The organism is Sedimentibacter hydroxybenzoicus DSM 7310 (assembly GCF_013403245.1).
Lineage (GTDB): Bacteria > Bacillota > Clostridia > Tissierellales > Sedimentibacteraceae > Sedimentibacter > Sedimentibacter hydroxybenzoicus.
Window position 1 is genome coordinate 1 of the sequence record NZ_JACBNQ010000020.1, and the last position, 21422, is coordinate 21422.

A 21422-nucleotide genomic window follows, 5' to 3' on the forward strand; every position below is an offset into this window, starting at 1 on the left:
TCAATCCTCACGTATGTCTAATACGCTGCGGTTGCCCGTCTTCCGGCGCCTTGCAGGATGAACTTTTTCAACAGCCTGCCAGATTATCGGGAGGAATTATGAAAGAGACACAGAATACAAGAAAACCATTTATTTATTATTACGGAATAGTTTTAATAGTCATATTGCTATTAAATTCATTGGTTATGCCATATATTAATAAAATGAATCCGGAGGTTCAAGAGGTGGACTACGGTACATTTTTATCCATGATACAATCGGGAGATGTTACTACCGTGGAGGTTGAAGAAAAGCAAATTGCATTTTTGACAAAATCTAATTCTGAAAAGATTTATTTAACCAACAAGATGGAGGATCCGTACCTGGTGGACAGACTCCTTGCTGCCGGGCAAAATATAGCATTTGACAGAGTATACCCAAAGGAAAATTCCATGTTTGTGAATGCTCTCATATCGTGGGTTCTGCCGCTTATATTTTTTATAGCGATAGGTCAGCTTATGTCAAGGCAGATGCAGAAAAGGATGGGCTCGGGAGCAATGCAGTTCGGTAAAAGCAATGCAAAAATTTATGTGGAGGCACAGACCGGCAAAAGATTTGAGGATGTTGCGGGACAGGATGAGGCCAAGGAGGCTCTGACCGAAATAGTTGATTTTCTTCATAACCCGCAAAAATATGAAGCAATCGGTGCCGCGATGCCAAAGGGCGCACTGCTGGTGGGACCTCCGGGAACCGGCAAGACACTGTTGGCTAAGGCCGTTGCGGGCGAAGCAAAGGTACCGTTCTTTTCGATTTCCGGATCTGAATTTGTTGAAATGTTTGTTGGTATGGGTGCAGCCAAGGTCAGAGATTTGTTCAAGCAGGCGCAGGAAAAAGCACCGTGCATAATATTTATAGATGAAATAGATACCATAGGTAAAAAAAGAGATTCGGTAAGCGGCATGGGCGGCAATGATGAAAGAGAGCAGACCTTGAATCAGCTTTTAACTGAAATGGACGGCTTTGACGGACAGAAGGGAGTTGTGATTCTAGCCGCTACCAACAGACCCGAATCGCTGGACAGAGCACTTCTGAGACCCGGCCGCTTTGACAGAAGAATACCTGTTGAGCTTCCTGATCTGGCAGGACGTGAAGCTATTTTAAATGTCCATGCTAAAAATGTAAAAATGGATGAAAGCATAGATTATAATGCAATAGCAAGAGCAACAGCCGGCGCCAGCGGTGCAGAGCTTGCAAACATAATTAACGAGGGTGCACTGAGAGCAGTTAAAAGCGGAAGAAATGTTACTACTCAGGAGGATTTGGAGGAGGCAGTTGAAGTTGTCATTGCCGGATATCAAAGAAAAAATGCGGTGATATCTCCCAAGGAAAAGAAAATTGTCGCATATCATGAGATTGGGCATGCCTTGGTAGCTGCAAAGCAAACGGAATCTGCTCCTGTTCATAAAATCACCATAATACCGCGTACCTCCGGAGCGCTGGGCTATACTATGCAGGTGGCCGAAGAAGAGCAATTTTTGTTGAGCAAGGAAGAGGCATTCAATAAAATTGTTACATTTACGGGCGGACGCGCTGCCGAGGAGGTAGTGTTCAATACATTTACGACAGGTGCTTCAAATGATATTGAACAGGCAACTAAATTGGCAAGGGCAATGGTAACCCGCTACGGAATGAGTGAAGAATTTGACATGATGGCATTGGAAAGCGTGGCTAATCCTTATTTGGGAGGAGACTCATCTCTTGCCTGCTCATCCGTTACTTCAAGCAAAATAGATGATGAGGTGCTGAAAATAATTAAAAATGCTCATGAAAAGGCAATAAATATTTTGAAGGAAAATGAAAACAAGCTTCATGAGCTGGCAAGCTATTTATTGGAAAAGGAAACAATTACGGGGGATGAATTTATGGAAATTCTCAATAAGGAGCAGATGGGGAGTGAAGCATTATGAAAGATGAAATATTAAAAAGAGAATTGTGGGATATGACAAGAAATGTTACGACAGCGCTTCAGGCGATCCTCGGTCCTGTAATGGAAGCTCATGGACTTACAGCCATGCAGGGAAGGGTGTTGTCTGCCGTCAAGGAATGCGATGATGTAAATGTAGGCACCATATCAAAAATACTGGATGTTTGCGGCAGCAATGCTTCCAACATGTGCAAGAAGCTGGAAAAGGACGGTTTTATTATAAGGAAAAGAAGCAAGGAAGATGAAAGAGTTGTGGAGCTTTTGCTGACCGAAAAGGGTGAGAGCGTATTGGGGAGAATCAATAATGAATTGAAAGAAAGATATGGAGCGGTTCTAAAAGATATGGACGATGAGAAATTCGATTCAATAATCAAAGGAATAACCGCCCTCAATGAATTGTTGGAGGATTTTGAAAAAAGTATAAGTAATCAGGAGTGATTTGTAAATGAATATTTTAGTAACCCTTAATTCGAATTATATTGAACAATTGATAGTTATGCTTACTTCTCTTATTAAATCTGACGATAATGAGAAATTTGAGGTATATATTGTTCATTCATCCTTAGACGAAGATGATCTGATTTTAATAGTCAACAGTGTATGTATAGACAGGTGTAAAATTACAGATGTAAAAATACCTGAGGGTATGTTCGATGAAGCGCCTGTAACGTACAGATATCCGAAAGAAATGTATTACCGCATTTTTGCAGCTCAATATCTCCCGGAATCCGTGGACAGAATTTTATATCTTGATCCGGACATAGTGATTATTAACAGGATAAGCGGCTTATACAACATGGATATGGGCGACAATTTTTTTGCTGCGGCATCCCATGTGAGTAAAAGTCTTAAAAAAATTAATGAATTAAGGCTTGACATGCCTGAGGACAGCACATATATTAACTCAGGCGTCATGCTTTTGAATTTACAGGAATTAAGGAAAAGCCAGAATATCCGGGAGGTTTATGACTATATCGAAAATAAAAAAGCTTTTTTCCTGTTGCCGGATCAGGATGTAATCAATGGTGTGTATGCCGACAGGACAGTCCATGTTGATGCGATGATATATAATTTAAGTGACAGATATTTATACCTGTATAATGCGAATCCGAAGAACATAAGCACGAAAAGGGATATGAGATGGATAGCGAACAATACGTCAATCATACATTACTGCGGAAGAAATAAGCCCTGGAAAAACAACTATAAAGGAGAGCTGGGAGTTTTTTATTACTATTTTGAAAATTTAGTAAACAGGAAAATTTGCGCAATGGAATGAAATGGAAACCCCGTATTGACTAATAGCGCATATAATTATATAATTATATGATATTAATTAAGCCCCCCTTGTAAAGAGTATTTACATACACTTTACTTTTTATAAAGATGATTTCATTTGAAGTCATCTTTATTTATTTAAAAGCTTGACATAATGACTATACAGTCATACAATATGACTGTATAGTCATTATTTTATTGGAGGTATAATATTGCCTAAAAAAACATTTCATCGATTGGATGAGGATAAAAAAGAAAAAATATTGCGCTCTGCAATAGATGAATTTCATCAGAAGGGTTTTGAGCGTGCAACGGTTGATGCCATAGCCGCAAATGCCGGTGTGGCAAAGGGAAGTATCTATCAGTATTTCTCCGATAAGAAAGAGCTGCTTTTGTATTCCGCAACCTGGGCTCTCGAATATTTTATGAATGAGATTGATAAACGAGAAGCTTTGTGCGACATGGATGTATTTGAATATTTTTTGTCGGCTCAAAGAGGAAACAGAGTGGATTTATTAAAAAGGGAGCCCTTGCTTGTGGCGTTTACATCTGACGTTATGTTCGGCAAATTCGGAGAGTTGACGAAAAACCTGAGCGACGAAATCTGGAAGACAAGTGAATCCTATATGCTGTCACTTATCCGCAACGGTAAGAAAAAAGGAACTGTCAGAAGCGATATCGACGACGAGACATTGCTCCTGTTTTTCCAAGGTGTTGTAGACAGAATGGAGATGCATATGTTTAAAGGAATACAAGATCAAAATTTTGAAATGAGTAAGGAAGCATATGATGAGAGCATAAAAATGCTTAATAACATGGTGTCGTTATTAAAAGAAGGGATGGGTTGTTAAAATGTTTATATCAGCAGAAAGTCTTTGTAAAAGCTACGGATCGGGAGACGGTAAAAATGATGTGCTGAAGAATGTGGATATTTCATTGGAAAAAGGTCATATCGGCGTTATCTTGGGTCCTTCCGGTTCGGGAAAATCCACACTGATGAATATGATAGGCGGAGTTGACCGTGTCGATTCGGGAAGCATCATAGTGGACAATGATAATGTTGCCGGATTTGATGATGATGCTCTTACGGAGTATCGCCGTAAGAATGTAGGTTTTATCTTTCAGTTTTATAATCTTGTGCCTAACCTTACGGTTTCTGAAAATATTGAAGTATGTGCGAATATAAGTGATTCGCCATTAAGACTGAATGAAATTTTATCAATAGTTGGGCTTGAGGATAAAAAGAACCGCTTCCCACGGGAGCTGTCAGGCGGCGAGCAGCAGCGGGTTGCAGTTGCACGGGCAATTGTTAAAAACCCGAAGCTGCTTCTTTGCGATGAACCCACAGGTGCTTTGGACTTCGAGACATCCAGGGATGTGCTGTCACTCCTGCAAAAAATAAACCGTGAATTTGGTACTACCATACTTATGATTACGCACAATATCGCTATCGGTGATATGGCCCATGTGGTTTATAAGCTGCGCAGCGGTGAGATTACGGAGGTAATAAGGAATGATGAAATAATTCCGGCAGAAAGGATTGAATGGTGATGGTACTTAACAAACGTATTTTCCGCATGATGCGGGAGAATTTTGGTCGCTATACAGGTATTATACTTCTGATTTTCTTTGCAAGCTTTACATTGGTTGTTATGGGAGGGATAGGACAGAATCTCGGCCGGTTACTGACTTCATTTGCGGAGAATAATCGTCAGGAGGATATATCTTTTACAACCGATTACCCGATATCCGATATTGGTGAAATTGAAAGGGAGCTTGGACTTTCAATGGAAGATTTCATAAGTATGGACGTGGAGCTTTCTCAGTCTCAGACCTTGAGATTAATTTCTCCTAACCAAAAAATTAATATACCTGCTTTGAACGAGGGTCAGGATCTGTCATCTTCCGGTCAGATACTGCTTGAAAATTTGTATGCGGAGGCAAACGGATATTTGCCGGGTAGCACAATAGAGATTAACGGAAAAACATTTACCGTAACCGGACTTATATCCCTGCCAAACTATATTTATCCTCTTAAAAATCCATTTGATATTCTGGTATCATACAGCAATTTTGGTGTAGGAATTGTCGGCAGAGAAGATATGGAGGCATCAGGAGGCTATCTTCGCGGCTACACAGTTCGTTTTGATGACAGCAATACAAGCATTAACCAGCAGGCGGTCATACTGCGTGAAAGGTTGGAAAATGAAGGTGTTAATATATCAGATTGGATTGATAACAGAAATAACAAGCGCATGAGCGTTCCCTGGGCGTCTGTGACAGGAATGCAGAGCATGAGCATACCAATTCCCATAGCAATGTTTTTGCTTTGCTGTATTATCGTGGGTATTATGAACCGCAGAATTATCCGAGCTGAATCGGTAATCATCGGCACGTTTTATGCCCAGGGATATAGACGTCGTGAGCTGGTCAGACATTATATGGTCATTCCTGTACTTCTGCCCGCCATAGGAGGATTGTCGGGCGTACTGCTTGCATTACCCTGCCTTTCACCCGGAGTTAACGCTATGCTCATGTACTATAATGTTCCGTTTACAGGAATAGAATGGAATGTGCTTCATATTGCACTGGGAGTCTTATTACCGATAATATTGATGGGAGTCAGCAGCTACTTTATTATCCGCCGACAGCTGAGTCAAACACCCATGGAGCTTATGAAAGGAGATAAGCATAAAACAAAAGTAAATGCCCTTGAACGTGTTGTCAATCTTGAAAAATTTAAATTCAATACAAAATATAAACTCAGGGAGCAAATGAGAAGCATTTCGCGGCTTTTATTCCTTTTGTTTGGAATTATGGGGGCATCCGCACTTATGATGCTTGGCTTCACGATTCAGAACTCCTTGAATCATGTGTTCAGCAGCAGTACAGAAGGTACCTATGATTTTGCATATGAGTATTCCTTCAGGCAATGGCATTATGGTACTGCGCCTGAAGATGCCGAAGTTTTTTCGGCAGAAAAATTTTACCCTGAAGGCAACGAAATTATGGAGTTTTATGTAACGGGGGTTCAGTCTGATTCGGAGATGATTTTCTTGGAAGATTTGAACGGCAATCCCCTGTCGGTTAATCAGACTATTATTACAAGACCATTGGCCGAGAGGCTGAAGGTTGGTGCCGGAGATACGGTAAGTGTAATCGGTAAACGTGACGGCAAGACCTATGATTTCATGATTGACGCCGTATCGGGGACACAAGCCGGACAATTCATTTTCATGCCGATTGCTGAGTTAAACATAAAATTAGGACTGCCGAAAGACGCTCATATCGGATATTGGAGCAACATAAGGCTTGATATACCAGGTGATCAGCTTTCGGGGATGAAGTCTCTTGAGGATGTTGAAAATGCGGCATCCGAGTTTATGGGGCCCATGTTGTCAGCGATTATAGCCATGACTGCCTCTGCATGTATCATAGGGCTGATAATAATCTTTTTGGTTACATCATTAATAATAGAAGAAAGCAAAAAGACGATTTCTCTTTTTAAGATTTTCGGATATAAGAAAAAAGAAGTGCGTTCCCTTGTTTTAGGCGGGACCGTCTATATTGTTGTTGTCGGCTTCCTGCTTGGTATTCCTTTAATGGCTTTGTCTATGGGCGGCATATATGGGTATCTGGGAGAACAGATAAATATGGTACTGCCTGTTATAGTCAATCCTCTTTATATTATCATTTGTTTTGCGGCGATACTGCTTACTTATGAGGTAAGCAAAATGATGTGTGCTAGAAAAGTAGACAGAGTTGCAATGAGTGAGGCACTTAAATCTAATGCAGAATAAAAAATAACTGACATCTGTCATTGCTGATATATATTGTTCTGTACCTTTTTAAAGATACAGATGAATTTTATAATATATATACCAATTATTTAGGAGAAAGATATGCATAACATTCCAAAGGTTGCGGCAATTCATGATATGTCAGGTATAGGAAGATGCTCGATGACGGTTATAATGCCTGTCATGTCGGCATTGGGCTGTCAAGTGTGCCCGCTTCCGACAGCATTATTAAGCAGTCATTCAGAATTTAAGGATTTTTACTTTTTTGATTTTACCGACCATATGGAAGAGTATTTCAATATGTGGGAGAAGAACAATGCAGTCTTTGACTGTGTGTACAGTGGTTTTATCGGTTCTGAAAAGCAAATAGATATAATGAAAAGCATTATAGGCAGAGTAAAAAAAATCAATAATCCTCTGATAGTTGTTGACCCTGTAATGGGTGACCACGGCGTCATTTATCAGACCTATACAAATGCAATGGTAGAAAAAATGAATACTCTTGTGAGTGTTGCGGATATTATAACACCAAATCTTACAGAAGCGGAAATTCTTCTGAGAGAAAAATATACAAGCGAAAAGATAAATATTGAAAAGCTCAAGCAATATTTAAAACGCCTTTGCGATATGGGACCGTCAATATCTGTAATAACCGGAGTTATAACAGAGGACGGCGAACACATAAACGGATGCTATGATAAGATCAATGACAAGTTTTACAAGGTACCGTTTGATTATGTCAATAAAAGATATCCCGGAACGGGAGATTTGTTTACTTCATTATTTTTAGGTTATCTGCTGCAGGGGAAAAGTCTTCCCGAAGCAATGGAATATGCTTCTGTCTTTGTTTCAAAAGCTGTAACGGCAACATATGAGGCTGAAACTCCCGGCTCAGAGGGTGTTTTGTTTGAAAAAATAATGAAGGAACTGTACGTAGAAAAGGAAAACTTTATTTATACACAAATGTGATTAAATATGAGAATATGAGATTAACCCCCGGAGAATGTACCTGAAATGCATTCTCTTTTTTTTATTGCTTATTATGGTATATTTTTATAAAAATTGCTAATAATAAAAATAATTTACAGAAAAATTTACTTAAAAATCCCTTTGAAATGTACTGTGGACAAACATTTTATAAAAATAATAATATTTTCGATAAAAAAAGCTTGTTTTTTTTCCGTATTAGAGTTATAATACGTCTTGTGCAAAAATTTATGGGATTTTGCATAGGGATTGCCAATAATGTGTAAGTTCATACTTATACAAAAAGTAAATTTTTCAAGTAAAAATTTATACCTTTAATTGACAATGCGCAGGTCAATTTTTTGGATATTATTAAAGGTTGGTGGTAATATGAAGAAAATATACCCATTAATAGTTGTAACAATTTTAATAATGAGCTTTATTGTAATTAATGATAGTAATGAGGGAGACTCTAAATACAGCGCTTTTGCAAGCATATTCAAGGATGATGAAGCAGAAGCAAAATCTCCATTAAAGGAATTAAAGTATGATATTGACAGAAGTAAGGTAGAGCATAACACACAAATATTATATAATGATCAAAAATATGTAGACTATAAACAAGTAATTCAGCAAGGTTCGGATGGTTTAAAGAAATCAGTGTATCAGGAGTGCTATGTAGATGGAATGATGGTGCTCAGAACATTAGAGGAAGAAATAATCATCAAGGATCCTGTTGATAAAATTATCGAAGTAGGTACGAAGGAAAATACAGTGGCAACCTCAAGAGGCGGGTTCAGATTTAAAGATGAACTTGATATGGTTGCGACAGCGTATGACTTATCGTTTGAAAGTACGGGTAAAAGACCCGGAGATCCCTACTACGGTATTACGGCATCTGGCGCAAAAGCTCAGCCAGGAACAGTTGCGGTTGACCCGAAAGTAATACCTCTTGGAACGAAGCTATACGTAGCTTCCATAGATGGCAGTCCTGACTATGGGTTCGCAACGGCACTTGATACGGGTGGAGCAATCAAGGGAAACAGAATAGACTTGTTTATGGAAGACGGTACCGACGCGTACTGGTTTGGAATAAGACAAGTAAAAGTTTATATTTTAGAGTAAAATATCATTAAGCGAGAGAAGAAAGGAAAAAATCATATTGATTTTTTCCTTTTTTCATACAATAGGAAAGTCTATTGTATGAAAAACGAGGATTGCAAAGGACGGTACGTCCTTGCCGTTAAGAGGAGTGCTCAGTAAAAATGTTTACATTTTTACGCCGAAGGGGGACATAGGTCCCCCTAGCGGAATTTGCGCAGCAAATTTTCTTGTATGCAAATTGCAAAAAATAGTGTATATTGTAAGTAGAAAACAATATATGAGAGGAAATTATGAGGCAACCTATTTTTATTGGAGTATGTGGCGGCAGCGGTTCAGGTAAAACAACAATCGTTAACAGAATTAATTCAGAGGTTCCGGAAAAAAGTATATCAATAATGGAACATGATGCTTATTATAAGGACCAAAGCCATTTAACATACGAGCAAAGATGTAAAACTAATTATGACCATCCGTTTGCGTTTGACACGGATTTGTTTGTGGAACATATAAAGGAATTAAAAAAAGGAAGTACGATACAAAAACCCATCTATGATTATGGAATACATAACAGAACAAAGGAAACAATTATTTCAGAACCCAAGGAAATAATTATAGTTGAAGGCTTGCTGATTTTTTATGAAGAAAGAATAAGAGAGCTGTTAGACATAAAAATATTTGTGGACACTGATGCAGATATAAGAATTTTAAGAAGAATTGTAAGAGACATGAATGAAAGAAAAAGAAGCTTGGATTCGGTTATTAATCAGTATATGAGCACTGTAAGACCGGCACATGAGCAATTTATCGAGCCAAGCAAAAAATATGCGGACATCATTGTTACGGAAGGCGGCAATAATTTGGTGGCGGTTGATCTGATGGTTACAAAAATTAAATCATTGCTCGAACATGCTTACAGAGCTTAGCTTGAAGAGGTGCTAATTTGATAAAGGAAATAATAGTAGTTGAAGGAAAATCTGATATATCAGCTGTAAAAAGAGCAGTGGATGCAGAAGTAATAGCGACCAGCGGTCTTGGTATAAATGAAAATATAATCAAGGTTATAAAGAAAGCTTCCAAAAACAGAGGTATAATAATTTTGACTGATCCCGATTTTCCGGGCAAAAAGATCAGAAATATTCTTGCAGAGGAAATAGAAAACTGCAAGCACGCATATATACCCAGAGATAAGGCAAAAAAGGATGATGACATAGGTGTCGAAAATGCATCCCCCGAGGTCATCAGAGAAGCTTTAAAAAATGCAAGAGCAGAAATTTCAGACAGTGTTGCGGAATTTACAAATAAAGATATGGTTTATTACGGCCTTGTGGGTAATGACAATGCTTCAAAAATGAGAGGGCTGCTTGGTGATGAGCTTGCCATAGGCTATTGCAGCGCAAAGCAATTTTTAAAAAGATTGAATTCTTTTGGTATTACGAGAGAGGAATTGGAAGAAGCTATAATTAAAGTTGAAAATAACGAGGAATAAAGATTAATGGATGATAAAAAGTTATATTCACCTAGAGTGATGAAATACATACTTGATAAATACGGATTTAAATTCAGCAAAAGCTTAGGTCAAAATTTTCTTATAGATGGCAATATAATAAATAAAATAGCTGAAACCGCAGAACTGGATGAAAATTCAGGTGTCTTGGAAATAGGTCCGGGCTTCGGAACTCTTACTCAGATTTTATGCGGCAAGGCAAAGAAGGTTGTTGCTGTTGAGGTTGACAAAAGCCTGATTGAGGTTCACAAGGAAACCTTAAATTTTGACAATCTTAAAATAATTTACGATGACTTTATGAAGGTTGATGTGAATAAGTTGATAGAAGAAGAATTTAAAGGTCTTGATGTAAAAATAGTTGCGAACCTGCCCTACTACATTACAACACCGATTATTATGAAAATATTGGAGGAAGGTTACAAGGTATCTAAAATTGTTGTAATGGTACAGAAGGAAGTTGCACAGCGATTAAATTCAAAGCCCGGCAGCAAGGAATACGGGGCAATAACATTAGCTGTTCAATACAGGGCTGATACCAATATTGCTATTATTGTACCCAATACCGTATTTATGCCAAGACCTAAGGTAGATTCGGCGGTTATTGAATTTAATATATTAAATGCCCCCAAGATAAAGGTTAATGATGAAAAACTGATGTTTGATATAATAAAGGCATCATTCGGACAGAGAAGAAAAACATTGTTAAACGGTTTAAGTAACAATCTTAAAATTCCTAAGGAAACAGTAAAAACTGCCTTAGAAAATTCAAATATAGATCCCGGAATTAGAGGAGAAAATTTAGGACTTGAGGAATTTGGAAAAATTTCAGATGAAATCAGTAAAATTTTAGATAATGGGAGGAATATATGAAAATTTACACAAAGACAGGCGACAAGGGACAAACATCTCTGTATGATGGTACGAGAGTATACAAGGATTCATTGAGAGTAGAATCCTATGGAACAGTTGACGAGCTTAACTCATCGATCGGTTTTGCGATGAAGTTTGTAAAAGATGAGGAAATAAAAGAAAAGCTGAAGAAAATTCAAATGAGGTTATTCTTTGTAGCAGGTGAATTGGCGACGGTGGAAGAAGGTAAATATGTCTATAAAATAAAGGAAGAGGATATTGTTGCATTAGAAAAGATAATCGATGATTATCTTCCTAAGATAAAAGGTGTTGATAAATTTATAGTTCCCGGCTCATCAGAGGCTGCAGCAGCACTTCATGTTTCAAGAACAATATGCAGAAGAGCCGAAAGAAGAATATTGACTCTCAAAAGAGAAGAATCGGTAAGTGATATTCTGTTAAAATTCGTGAACCGTTTGTCTGATGTTCTATACACCTATGCAAGATACCTGGAAAGTGATTTAACTATTATGGATTTTGAAAAATTCTACAATGAAAAGTTGTAAAAATCTTCATAAATTCTTAATATTTGAATTCTTTACAAATAATATATTTATGATATCATATAATGCATATATCATACCATCGCCTCGGCAATGCAAGCGAGCTTGCGCTGCACTCTGCTCAGATATGATATAAAAGTAATATGATTGGAGGAATTTAAATTGAAGCGTTTTTTAAAAGTATTCTTTACTTCGCTCATATGCTTTTCATTGGTAGTTACCGGCGGTTTGTTTATGATGACGGGTTCAGATAATGGTTTAAGAGTGGAAGCTACAGATATTTTCAATAATATAATAGGTAACAATAAAAATGAAAGAATTAACGTATTGTTATTAGGTCTGGAGCATGAACGTTCTGACACGATAATGATTGCAAGCTATAATACGAAGACGAAGACAGCTGATATTATATCAATCCCAAGAGATACATACATAGAAAGGGATGGATTCAGAAACAATGCAAACAATAAAATAAATACTGTTTATACCGTAAAGGGAATAGAAGGACTTAATGAAACTATTTTAGGTATAACCGGCATGAAAATTGACAAATACGTCACTGTTGACTATGACGGTGTAAGAGCTGCAGTTGATGCAGTTGGAGGAGTGGAGGTAAATGTACCGTTCCATATGAGATATACAGATCCTTACTCGGACCCACCGTTAGATATCAATATACCAGAGGGAGAACAGCTGATTAAGGGTGACAGAGCAATGGAGTTTTTGAGATTCAGAAAAACTAATTATGCAGGTTACCGAGGGTATTCAGGAGGCGACTTAGGAAGAATAGAAGCTCAGCAGGGTTTCATAAAAGCAGCTATAAAAAAAGCTTTAACCTTTAGATTGCCAAAGGTAGTAAGCGAGGTATATCCCCACGTGAAAACAGATTTTGCATTAACAGAAGCAACCTCATTGGCAGTGAGTAGTGTGGGACTTTCGACTGACAATATAAACTTCCATACTTTGCCTGGAGCACCTAAAACAATAAACGATATTTCATTTTATATAATTAATCAAGAGGAAACAAAAAATTTAGTATATGGTATACTTAATATCAAATAAAAAACGCCGTCAGGCGTTTTTTATTTAGTGTTAAAATATATCTCTATCGGTAGGTGCTTGATTATTTATAAGCATTTTTTCGCCCATTCGTACCATTTCTCTTACACTTAATCCATTAACAACAGCAGGATACATTTCTGAAGTTGCATTTCTTAAAACAGGGACACCTAAATCCTGAGCTATTTCCATTTTTAAATTGTTAACAGCTTGTTGGGCTTCAGGAACTACTAATTTATTTCTGCTACTCATTTTTACAGCTCCTTTATGATTATTTACCTACACAAGCTCCAATTTTTATATGAAGCTATAAGATTATTATTAACTTTAAAAAATAATATAAACTGAAAAATATTTCAAAAAATAAAAATAAAATGAAAAAAATGAGCAGAAAAACTGCCCATTTCATATAGATTCACTGTCATTCTGAGGGCTTTGCCCGAAGAATCTCATCTTTTGCTCTACGAGATATTTCGCTTTCGCTTACCTTGGGACTACGGTAGGTGTTCCCAGACACCAATCGCACACATTCCAGCATCTGTTGCTTCCGCCTGTTCCTGCAACGTTATTACATCTGCTTCTTCCGCCGGTACCCGCAACGTTATTACATCTGTTGCTTCCACCTGTACCCGCAACGTTATTACATCTGTTACTTCCGCCGGTACCCATAACATTACCGCATCCGCAACCGCCGCCTGTTCCTGCAACTTCTCCACAACAGCAGCAGCATCGTCTTCCGCCGGTTCCTGCTACGCCGTCACAAAGTCCTGTTCCTGATATGCATCCAGGTCCTCTTAAAGCTATTCTTTGAACTCCGAATGTACCCATTACTTGGCCGCAATCTCCGGATCTATTAATAAATCTATCACAACTCATAATTAACACCTTTTTCTCTTAATATTTGAGTCAAGCTCAATATTATCATATTCGACAGCTTATAAAGTGTTACGACATACTTTTTAAATTTATTATTTATTATTTATTATGAAACAATGAACTTAAAAATTAATAAATTGTTAATAATTAGTTTATAGTTATTCAAGAGTAATAATGTATTATATAAATATACAACTACATAAACGTTTATGATTTTATGTTGCCAAATTATATATTGGAGGCAGGAAAATGAAAATTAATAAAAGATCAGCCATATTCATTGTTTTTATTCTTGGGGTATTGATTTTTGCAACATCTGCCTTTGCAGATATTATGCTTGGTTCGGGATACCACAGCCTGAAAAATTCTGCAAAGACAACAGCGGAAAAATTGACAAATGAGGTTGATAACTTTAGTATTGATGTTATAGTATCTTTAAAAGTTGACGGTGAGATTTTCTTGGAATCAACCGATAATACAAAGTTTGATTTTGTAAAACAATCACGTATAACAAATGGAACGCATTTTGAAAAAGGTGAAATGAGGAAGAATTATTCGTACAGCGATGAAAATCAGTCTATATACAAAAATTTTGAGGATGGCTCGTATAATGTAACAGAGAAACAAAAATCTAATAATAACAGAAAATTAATTGAAAATCCATTTGAAGAAGAACGGGTTAAGGATGCAGAAAAAATTATGGATGCATTTGTAGGAAGCTTGGAGGATATTATTCAAATCGAGGAATCAGGCGGAAAGAAAATGTATATGGGCAACATATCAGACACAGAAGTCCCTCCTCTTGTGAATGCTGTTTCATCCTTTGCATTAAAATATTCAATAATCAATGATTATACGGCGAAAAGGCTGGATGTTCCATATCCTAAATCAAATATATATGTTATAAATGCATCAGGAAAGGCAATTGAAAGCGAAGAGGGACTAATAGAAAGCGGCATTTTTACTGCAAGTATGTCTGCAGAGGACAGTAACGGTACAGAACACGTTTATACTGTGGAATTTTCAATTGACGTAAAAGATATTAACAATACGGTTGTTGTCGCTCCGGATTTAAATGGACAAAAGGTGACTTATGTCAAGGAAGGCTTTGAATTTGATACGAAATATATTGGAAAATATAAAAATGATATTGTAAAAGAAGAAAACAATTCCTTTGTGAAACAAGGTGAAAGAATTGTAGAAATAACCTCTGCTGATAAAGGCAGCATAAAGGGTAGATATTATGAGGTTTATAATGAGGGGTATGCCCCCGATACAGTAAGAAACTTTGAATTTAGTTCGAATTATGGTGAGTCAAGACATTACACGATACTAAATTATACTGACAGCAACGGCGAGAAGAAAAAGGGAGTTATACGCCGCGAAGGTTTACAAAATATCAGCATATCATTTGATGTTACATTCGATGAAGATGATGATGGCAACGTGAGTGGATATTCGTATTCAAACTATGATGGTGACTTTGATACTTACTTCTTTAGGATATTAGAATAAGAAAAGGGCGCAAGGGCTTTGTACTTTGCGTCCCAAAACTATTTTACGGAGAGGGTTATGTTGGATAAAGCAATTATAATTGAAAATCTTTCAAAGATGTATAAAAATAACCGTGGAATACATGACATTAATCTGGAAATTGACCGTGGAGAAATATTCGGATTTTTAGGACCGAATGGAGCAGGGAAGACTACTACAATGAAGATTATGGTGGGTCTTATGAAAGCTGATAAGGGTGATGTTATACTAAATGGCTATAGGATTTCAAAAGATTATGAAAAGGCAATGAAAAAGGTCGGCTGCATTGTAGAAAGTGTAAACCCATTTTCTTATCTTACTGCATATGAAAATATGAAGCTGTGCGGACGCTTTAATAATGATGTTGATGGAGCGAGAATTGATGAATGCCTGGAGATTACAGGGCTTATTAAATATAAAAATGAAAAGATAAAGCACTATTCACTAGGTATGAAGCAAAGAATCGGTATCGCCATGGCAATTTTATCAAATCCTGAGGTTTTAATTTTGGACGAGCCCCTAAATGGTTTGGATGTTGAAGGGATGGTGGAGATGAGGAAATTAATACTTAATCTGTCAGAACAGCACAAAACAACATTTTTTATATCCAGCCATTTAATACATGATATAGAGCTTACATGCAATAAAGTTGGAATTTTGTATAACGGTAAACTTTTAGGTGTAGACAGCACACATAATATTTTAAAAAATTATTCTTCTTTAGAGAATTATTATTTAAGTGAGGTAATATGAATGCAGGCTCTTAATGCAGTATACATAAATGAAATATTTAAAATGTCTAAAAAGAAAAAGGTTACAGCATCATTGATATTTTCTTTTTTTTCAGTTATTGTTACAGCAATTGCAGTATATGCTTTAAATAACTTTGCGGGAATAAGCATAACGGGAAGCTCAGAATTTTCAATTATGGTTTTGGCAGTTTTAAGCTACACATTTTTCCCTCTTTTTACCGCTTTTATTTGTATAGATATGTTTGCCGGAGAATTTGCCGATCATACGATTAAATTTACTCTTACGGGACCGGCATCAAGATTTAAGGTGTTTTTGGGGAAAATTCTTGCTATCGCCGTATTCATAATAGCTAACCTTGTTTTGGTAATGTTTTTGTCCCTTGTAGCTTCCATGTTTATAAACAGAGGTATGCCAAATTTTTTTAAAATATTAATTGCATATATCATGGAATTCTTTCCGATTCTTATCTTTGCATTGGCAGTTGTCTTGATTTCAAATATTACAAAGGGGACAACAAGCGCTTTTATGCTTTCTGTTTTTGTGTTTTTGGTGTTTAATGGAGTAGGCTTGGCTTTTCCGTACTTAAAAAGCCTGTTATTTACAGCCGCTTTTGATTGGTATAGATTGGCCTTGGGCAGCTATATAAATTTCGGCAAGATACTCAGGGTATTTCTAATTTTGCTCGGTTACGGTATAATGTTATTTACAGCAGGATATTATCTGTTTGAAAACAAAGATATTTAGGATGATTTTATGAATTTAAAACAAAGGTTTTTAACACAAAGTATGATGACGCTCGTAGGCACAATTATTATTACCGGTTGTGTTGGTTTTGCTTATGTCTTTTTTTATAATTTATTGAATAAATCGCCCATTTCCGTAAGTATGGGGGAAACGGCCATAGTTGTTATGGAAGATGATAATATTATATATAATAATGAGGAATTCAGTAACCTGCAAATTAAAGAAATGCTGATGAATATAAGTGTTAAAAATAATTATTATGACAATGGTGATACAAATTACAGCATAAATGCGGAAAACTTTACAACATCAAATGGTGATAAATATATGATAATAACCCTTAATCCTGTTATAAATACAGATGATAATTACAGGTCTCTTATTGCATTTGTTTTTATAACTTTTCTGATAGTCTTTGTTGTAGCAAGTACAGTTGTTCAAAAGCAAAATATGAAAAATATTATAATACCTATTACAAATTTAACAAAGGAAACGGAGAAGTTAAGAACCGGTGAGCTTGAAACAGCAATTACAGATCATGGCTACGGTGAAGTCAGAGAGCTTGGAAGAGCTGTGGAACAACTGCGTCTGCAGCTTAAAAACTCTATATACTATCAGCAAAAATATGATGAAAACAGAAAATTTTTAATATCAAGCATATCACATGATCTAAAAACCCCCGTTACATCCATAAGAGGATATATAGATGGAGTTCTGGACGGTGTTGCTGACACCGACGAAAAGAAGAAGTACTATTTATCAAAAGCCGTCAAAAAAACAAAGCTGATAGACACCATGATAGAGGATTTGTTGTTGTACTCCAAACTTGATTTAAATCAAATGCCCTTTGAAAAAGAAAAGGTTAATATTGTTAAATATATGGAAAGTTGCATTGAGGATAGTTCAGCGGAATTTGAACGTGAGAATAAAAATATAATCTTAGAGAATGAACTTTCAGATGTATATTTCGTAATAATAGACAGTGAAAAATTTAAACGAGTGATACAAAATATATTAGATAATGCTAAGAGGAACATCGAAAAGGGATTCGGTCAACTAAAAATTATATTAAGAGAAACAAATTCATCGGTTATATTAGAGTTTAAGGATAATGGTGCAGGAATCAGTAAGGATGATTTGCCTTATGTTTTTGATAGGTTTTATAAGGCAGATACTGCAAGAGCGGTTGAGGGTTCAAGCGGCTTGGGACTTGCAATTGCAAAGCAGATAGTAGAGGTCCTAGGAGGAAGAATTTGGGCAATTTCTGAAATTGGCACAGGTGCTTCCATCATTATTTCTTTAAAAAAGTTAAATGAGAGGAAATGAAAGAATGAAAAGGATATTAATTATTGAAGATGATAAAAGCATATCGGAGCTGCAAAAGGATTATTTGGAAATGAGCGGCTATGAGGTCGTTTGTGTTTTCGATGGTGATGCCGGTCTTGAGCATATAAAAACTGATAAATTTGATCTGGTTATTTTGGATTTGATGCTTCCTCAAAAGGGTGGATTTGATATATTAAAAGATATAGCCGATTCAAAACAAATACCCGTACTTATTGTGTCTGCGAAATCCGATGAAACGTATAAAATTAAAGGATTAAACTTAGGTGCTGATGATTACATAACTAAGCCTTTCAGCATGGGTGAATTGGTTGCAAGGGTAAACAGTCACCTGAAAACATATGAAAGATTTAACAGCAACTTAAAGAAAAAACTGATAAGAACAGGAGCGTTATCTATTGATAAAGAAGACCGCAGAGTTTTTATAGAAGATAATGAAATTCTTTTACCTCAAAAGGAATTTGACTTACTTTTATTTTTAGCTGAAAACCCAAATAGAGTTTTTAGTAAGGAAGAGTTGTTTGAAAAAGTTTGGGGGTATGATGCTTTGTCAGATACAACAACAATAACTGTACATATAGCAAGAATAAGAGAAAAGATTGAAACGAACTGCGAAGGACGTCAATATATTGAAACGGTATGGGGAACAGGATACAGATTTAAAATTTAGTAATATATAGGTGGAAGTATTATGGATATGGAAGTGTTTTTTAAAAGAGTATATACAGTTGCTTTTAGACTTACCGGGGATAAAGAGATTGCAGCAGAAATGGCTGCTCATGCAATCACACATACTGTTAATGAATTGGATGAAGATTATAAGATAACAGAGGATTTGCTTCAACTAACAATTATAGAACTGGTAAAAATATTCCTGAATGTACCGAAGTCACATCGCGATCATAATTTAAAAGGAATTCAAAAGGCTTTATTAGAACTTAAACCTATAAACAGAGCAGTACTAATCTGGAAGGATGTGCTAGGGTATCGGATATATGATAACATACCTGTATCGGATTGCACTCATGAAGAATTATTTAAAGAACTTGTTCATGGGAGAAAAATGCTTAAAGAATATATTAGCATGTAGGGAAATTACAAGATATAGATTCCATTGCAATAACTGCTAATTTTTTTCACTAGCGTATAGATTATCAGTTGTACAATAATTGAATTTAATTTTTGATTTTTGTATAAGTTTAATTATCATACGCTTCAATGTGCATCCATGTTTTACCATAATCGTCACTTGATAAATAAATTGTTTCTAAGACATTACTTGCACCGTTTTTACTTAACAGTATGGGTAAAAGCCCTCGCGTTTTTATTATAATGTATTTTACTTATTATACATTTACAAATTTATAGGTGTCAATATTCGGATGAAAAGTTATATTATATATCGATTTTGTAGATATAATTTTACATTTTACATGGGAGGTATATTTAAAAGTACGATGGATAGGAAGCGTATAAGAAATATTTATAAAAACATATAATTTCATGGTAATTAGTGGTATAATATTATATATAAGTCAGTTGGTTCATTTGTAGAATTATTGGTTATGAGGTGATAAAAATTGATAAAGCAAGCATTAAAAAGTGCTTTAGGCATAAGTTTAGGTGTAACAATAGGAATGGTAATGATTCCAAGAATTATGGATCCAAATTTAAACAAAATATATCCACCCATTTTTGTGCAGGCTGTTGTGCAATTTGTTGCATCATATATTGTGGCTTTCTTAATTTTCTTGATATTAGACTATTTTAAATTAAAAAAACAAAAGTAATATCAGGATAATTTTAATCGCAATGAAAATATTAATAAATAAAAGCTTTGGAGAAGATTATGAGAGATAATATTTTAATCGTTAATGAAGAAGATATCGTACAAAAACATAAAAATGAACATGATACTTATGCTTATTCAAAACGTGAAGTTACAAGCAGAAAAGATTTTGCTCAATGTTATGTTGCTGTTTATGAAATACCACCTCAAAAAGCTAACTATCCGTTACATTATCATGCTGCAAATACAGAGGTGTTTTATATAATTCAAGGAAATGGTATATTAATTACCGAGGATGGTAAGAAAGAAATAAAGCAAGGGGATTTCATAGTGTGCCCGCCTACTGAAAAGTCAGCACACAAAATAATTAATACATCAGAAAATAATATACTGAAGTATATTGATTTTGATACAACAAATTCACCTGATGTAATACATTATCCTGATTCCGGCAAGGTGGGGATTGTTATTCATAATAAATCAAGTGATTTTTTTAGAATTAAAGATAAAGTAGATTATTACGACGGAGAATGAAGTATAAATCTGGAGGGGATTAAATTGAGACCAGCATTAGTAATTATTGATATGCAACATTATTTTTTTAGAAGTGAGGAAAGAAGAGTTAAATTACCGGAACTTATTTTATCAATAAATGCACTAATAGATATTGCATATGAAAGCATTCCGTTTGAAGTGAAACTCAACGAGTCTAATTATACTGAGGATGAAGCAATAGCTGAGATAAATGCAACTTTAGCAATGGAAAACATGAATTTAACGAAAGAAGATATATTATTATTAAAAGAATATAGAATTAATAAAAGTTCAGTTGAAAATGTTCGGAAAAAAATAGTTTCTGAATATACTAAGGAGTAATAGGAATGAGCGATCAAATATATTGCTATCCTAATTCTGGTGCATTGATTAATAAATTAAATATTCGAGATTGTGATATATTGTCTGAAGCTGAAAGAAAACTTACAATGCTACGTATTTCCGATTTGATTGATAATCCAATTAAAGGTGAGTTTGATTTGAAACATTTGCAGACAATTCATAAATATATATTTCAGGATATTTATGATTGGGCTGGTGAAATTCGCACTGTTGATATTGCTAAGCAAAACATGTTTTTAGAAATATTGGATTATGTTATGAAGAGGACAGGTAAAGTGGCTGTTTTATCGGAATATGGTGATAAACCACCATATAACTGTGAACCAGAATATAGTATTAACACAAGCAAGGCAGTACAAAATTTAAAATATAATGTATAAAAAATCTTAAAATATGAGGC

General features: G+C 35.7%; 25 protein-coding genes. 23 read left to right on the forward strand and 2 right to left on the reverse strand.

Annotated features, from left to right (window positions below):
- Positions 1-98: 98 nt before the first annotated feature.
- The 13 genes from ftsH to HZF24_RS14330 all read left to right on the forward strand — a co-directional run bounded on the left by ftsH (position 99) and on the right by HZF24_RS14330 (position 13089).
- On the forward strand, positions 99-1946 hold the full coding sequence (gene ftsH, locus HZF24_RS14270) for an ATP-dependent zinc metalloprotease FtsH (RefSeq protein ID WP_179239018.1): 1848 nt from the start codon (positions 99-101) through the stop codon (positions 1944-1946).
- Entirely contained in the window at positions 1943-2401 is a 459-nt protein-coding gene (locus HZF24_RS14275) for a MarR family winged helix-turn-helix transcriptional regulator (protein ID WP_179239019.1), read from the forward strand. Before ftsH ends, HZF24_RS14275 begins: the two co-directional genes overlap by 4 nt.
- A gap of 7 nt (positions 2402-2408) precedes the next feature.
- Positions 2409-3242, forward strand: coding sequence for a glycosyltransferase family 8 protein (locus tag HZF24_RS14280; RefSeq protein WP_179239020.1), 834 nt, complete (start codon positions 2409-2411; stop codon positions 3240-3242).
- 211 nt (positions 3243-3453) lie between these two features.
- A complete protein-coding gene (locus HZF24_RS14285) occupies positions 3454-4092 on the forward strand; it encodes a TetR/AcrR family transcriptional regulator (RefSeq protein ID WP_179239021.1) in 639 nt (212 codons plus the stop codon).
- 1 nt (position 4093) lies between these two features.
- Complete coding sequence (locus HZF24_RS14290) at positions 4094-4792, forward strand: ABC transporter ATP-binding protein (protein WP_179239022.1); 699 nt, start codon at positions 4094-4096, stop codon at positions 4790-4792.
- Positions 4786-7041, forward strand: a complete 2256-nt coding sequence (locus HZF24_RS14295) for an ABC transporter permease (protein ID WP_246346154.1) — start codon at positions 4786-4788, stop codon at positions 7039-7041. Before HZF24_RS14290 ends, HZF24_RS14295 begins: the two co-directional genes overlap by 7 nt.
- A gap of 102 nt (positions 7042-7143) precedes the next feature.
- Positions 7144-8010 (forward strand): pyridoxamine kinase, encoded by an 867-nt coding sequence (locus HZF24_RS14300; RefSeq protein WP_179239023.1) that lies wholly within the window; start codon positions 7144-7146, stop codon positions 8008-8010.
- Positions 8011-8397: 387 nt separating this feature from the next.
- Positions 8398-9132 carry a 3D domain-containing protein gene (locus HZF24_RS14305; RefSeq protein ID WP_179239024.1) on the forward strand — a complete coding sequence of 245 codons (735 nt, stop codon included), beginning with the start codon at positions 8398-8400 and terminating at the stop codon, positions 9130-9132.
- Between the two features lie 269 nt (positions 9133-9401).
- Complete coding sequence (gene udk / locus HZF24_RS14310; RefSeq protein WP_179239025.1) at positions 9402-10034, forward strand: uridine kinase; 633 nt, start codon at positions 9402-9404, stop codon at positions 10032-10034.
- 17 nt (positions 10035-10051) lie between these two features.
- Entirely contained in the window at positions 10052-10597 is a 546-nt protein-coding gene (gene rnmV, locus HZF24_RS14315) for a ribonuclease M5 (protein WP_179239026.1), read from the forward strand.
- A 6-nt stretch (positions 10598-10603) separates the two neighbouring features.
- Positions 10604-11485, forward strand: a complete 882-nt coding sequence (gene rsmA, locus HZF24_RS14320; RefSeq protein ID WP_179239027.1) for a 16S rRNA (adenine(1518)-N(6)/adenine(1519)-N(6))-dimethyltransferase RsmA — start codon at positions 10604-10606, stop codon at positions 11483-11485.
- The gene (locus tag HZF24_RS14325; RefSeq protein ID WP_179239028.1) at positions 11482-12030 is read left to right on the forward strand and encodes a cob(I)yrinic acid a,c-diamide adenosyltransferase; all 549 of its coding nucleotides are present in this window, start codon (positions 11482-11484) and stop codon (positions 12028-12030) included. The genes rsmA and HZF24_RS14325 overlap by 4 nt, the downstream gene beginning before the upstream one ends.
- A gap of 159 nt (positions 12031-12189) precedes the next feature.
- The gene (locus HZF24_RS14330; RefSeq protein ID WP_179239029.1) at positions 12190-13089 is read left to right on the forward strand and encodes an LCP family protein; all 900 of its coding nucleotides are present in this window, start codon (positions 12190-12192) and stop codon (positions 13087-13089) included.
- Positions 13090-13119: 30 nt separating this feature from the next.
- Here the strand turns inward: HZF24_RS14330 and HZF24_RS14335 are convergent, their stop codons facing one another.
- Together HZF24_RS14335 and HZF24_RS14340 are read right to left on the reverse strand one after the other, a co-directional pair.
- Positions 13120-13338, reverse strand: a complete 219-nt coding sequence (locus tag HZF24_RS14335) for a small, acid-soluble spore protein, alpha/beta type (RefSeq protein ID WP_179239030.1) — start codon at positions 13336-13338, stop codon at positions 13120-13122.
- A 231-nt stretch (positions 13339-13569) separates the two neighbouring features.
- Positions 13570-13962 (reverse strand): hypothetical protein, encoded by a 393-nt coding sequence (locus tag HZF24_RS14340; RefSeq protein ID WP_179239031.1) that lies wholly within the window; start codon positions 13960-13962, stop codon positions 13570-13572.
- A 249-nt stretch (positions 13963-14211) separates the two neighbouring features.
- Here HZF24_RS14340 and HZF24_RS14345 point away from each other — a divergent pair, with 249 nt between their 5' ends.
- The 10 genes from HZF24_RS14345 to HZF24_RS14390 all read left to right on the forward strand — a co-directional run bounded on the left by HZF24_RS14345 (position 14212) and on the right by HZF24_RS14390 (position 21402).
- Positions 14212-15477 carry a hypothetical protein gene (locus tag HZF24_RS14345; protein ID WP_179239032.1) on the forward strand — a complete coding sequence of 422 codons (1266 nt, stop codon included), beginning with the start codon at positions 14212-14214 and terminating at the stop codon, positions 15475-15477.
- Positions 15478-15537: 60 nt separating this feature from the next.
- On the forward strand, positions 15538-16248 hold the full coding sequence (locus HZF24_RS14350; RefSeq protein ID WP_179239097.1) for an ABC transporter ATP-binding protein: 711 nt from the start codon (positions 15538-15540) through the stop codon (positions 16246-16248).
- Positions 16249-16992 carry an ABC transporter permease gene (locus tag HZF24_RS14355; RefSeq protein ID WP_179239033.1) on the forward strand — a complete coding sequence of 248 codons (744 nt, stop codon included), beginning with the start codon at positions 16249-16251 and terminating at the stop codon, positions 16990-16992.
- 9 nt (positions 16993-17001) lie between these two features.
- Positions 17002-18318: a sensor histidine kinase gene (locus tag HZF24_RS14360; protein WP_179239034.1), complete on the forward strand. Its 1317-nt coding sequence runs from the start codon at positions 17002-17004 to the stop codon at positions 18316-18318.
- A 4-nt stretch (positions 18319-18322) separates the two neighbouring features.
- The gene (locus tag HZF24_RS14365) at positions 18323-19006 is read left to right on the forward strand and encodes a response regulator transcription factor (RefSeq protein WP_179239035.1); all 684 of its coding nucleotides are present in this window, start codon (positions 18323-18325) and stop codon (positions 19004-19006) included.
- Positions 19007-19027: 21 nt separating this feature from the next.
- The gene (locus tag HZF24_RS14370; protein WP_179239036.1) at positions 19028-19426 is read left to right on the forward strand and encodes a hypothetical protein; all 399 of its coding nucleotides are present in this window, start codon (positions 19028-19030) and stop codon (positions 19424-19426) included.
- A gap of 490 nt (positions 19427-19916) precedes the next feature.
- Positions 19917-20126 carry a hypothetical protein gene (locus tag HZF24_RS14375; protein ID WP_179239037.1) on the forward strand — a complete coding sequence of 70 codons (210 nt, stop codon included), beginning with the start codon at positions 19917-19919 and terminating at the stop codon, positions 20124-20126.
- Between the two features lie 59 nt (positions 20127-20185).
- Positions 20186-20659, forward strand: a complete 474-nt coding sequence (locus HZF24_RS14380; RefSeq protein WP_179239038.1) for a cupin domain-containing protein — start codon at positions 20186-20188, stop codon at positions 20657-20659.
- A 24-nt stretch (positions 20660-20683) separates the two neighbouring features.
- Entirely contained in the window at positions 20684-21001 is a 318-nt protein-coding gene (locus tag HZF24_RS14385; RefSeq protein WP_179239039.1) for a hypothetical protein, read from the forward strand.
- A 5-nt stretch (positions 21002-21006) separates the two neighbouring features.
- Complete coding sequence (locus HZF24_RS14390; protein WP_179239040.1) at positions 21007-21402, forward strand: Fic/DOC family protein; 396 nt, start codon at positions 21007-21009, stop codon at positions 21400-21402.
- Positions 21403-21422 lie beyond the last annotated feature (20 nt).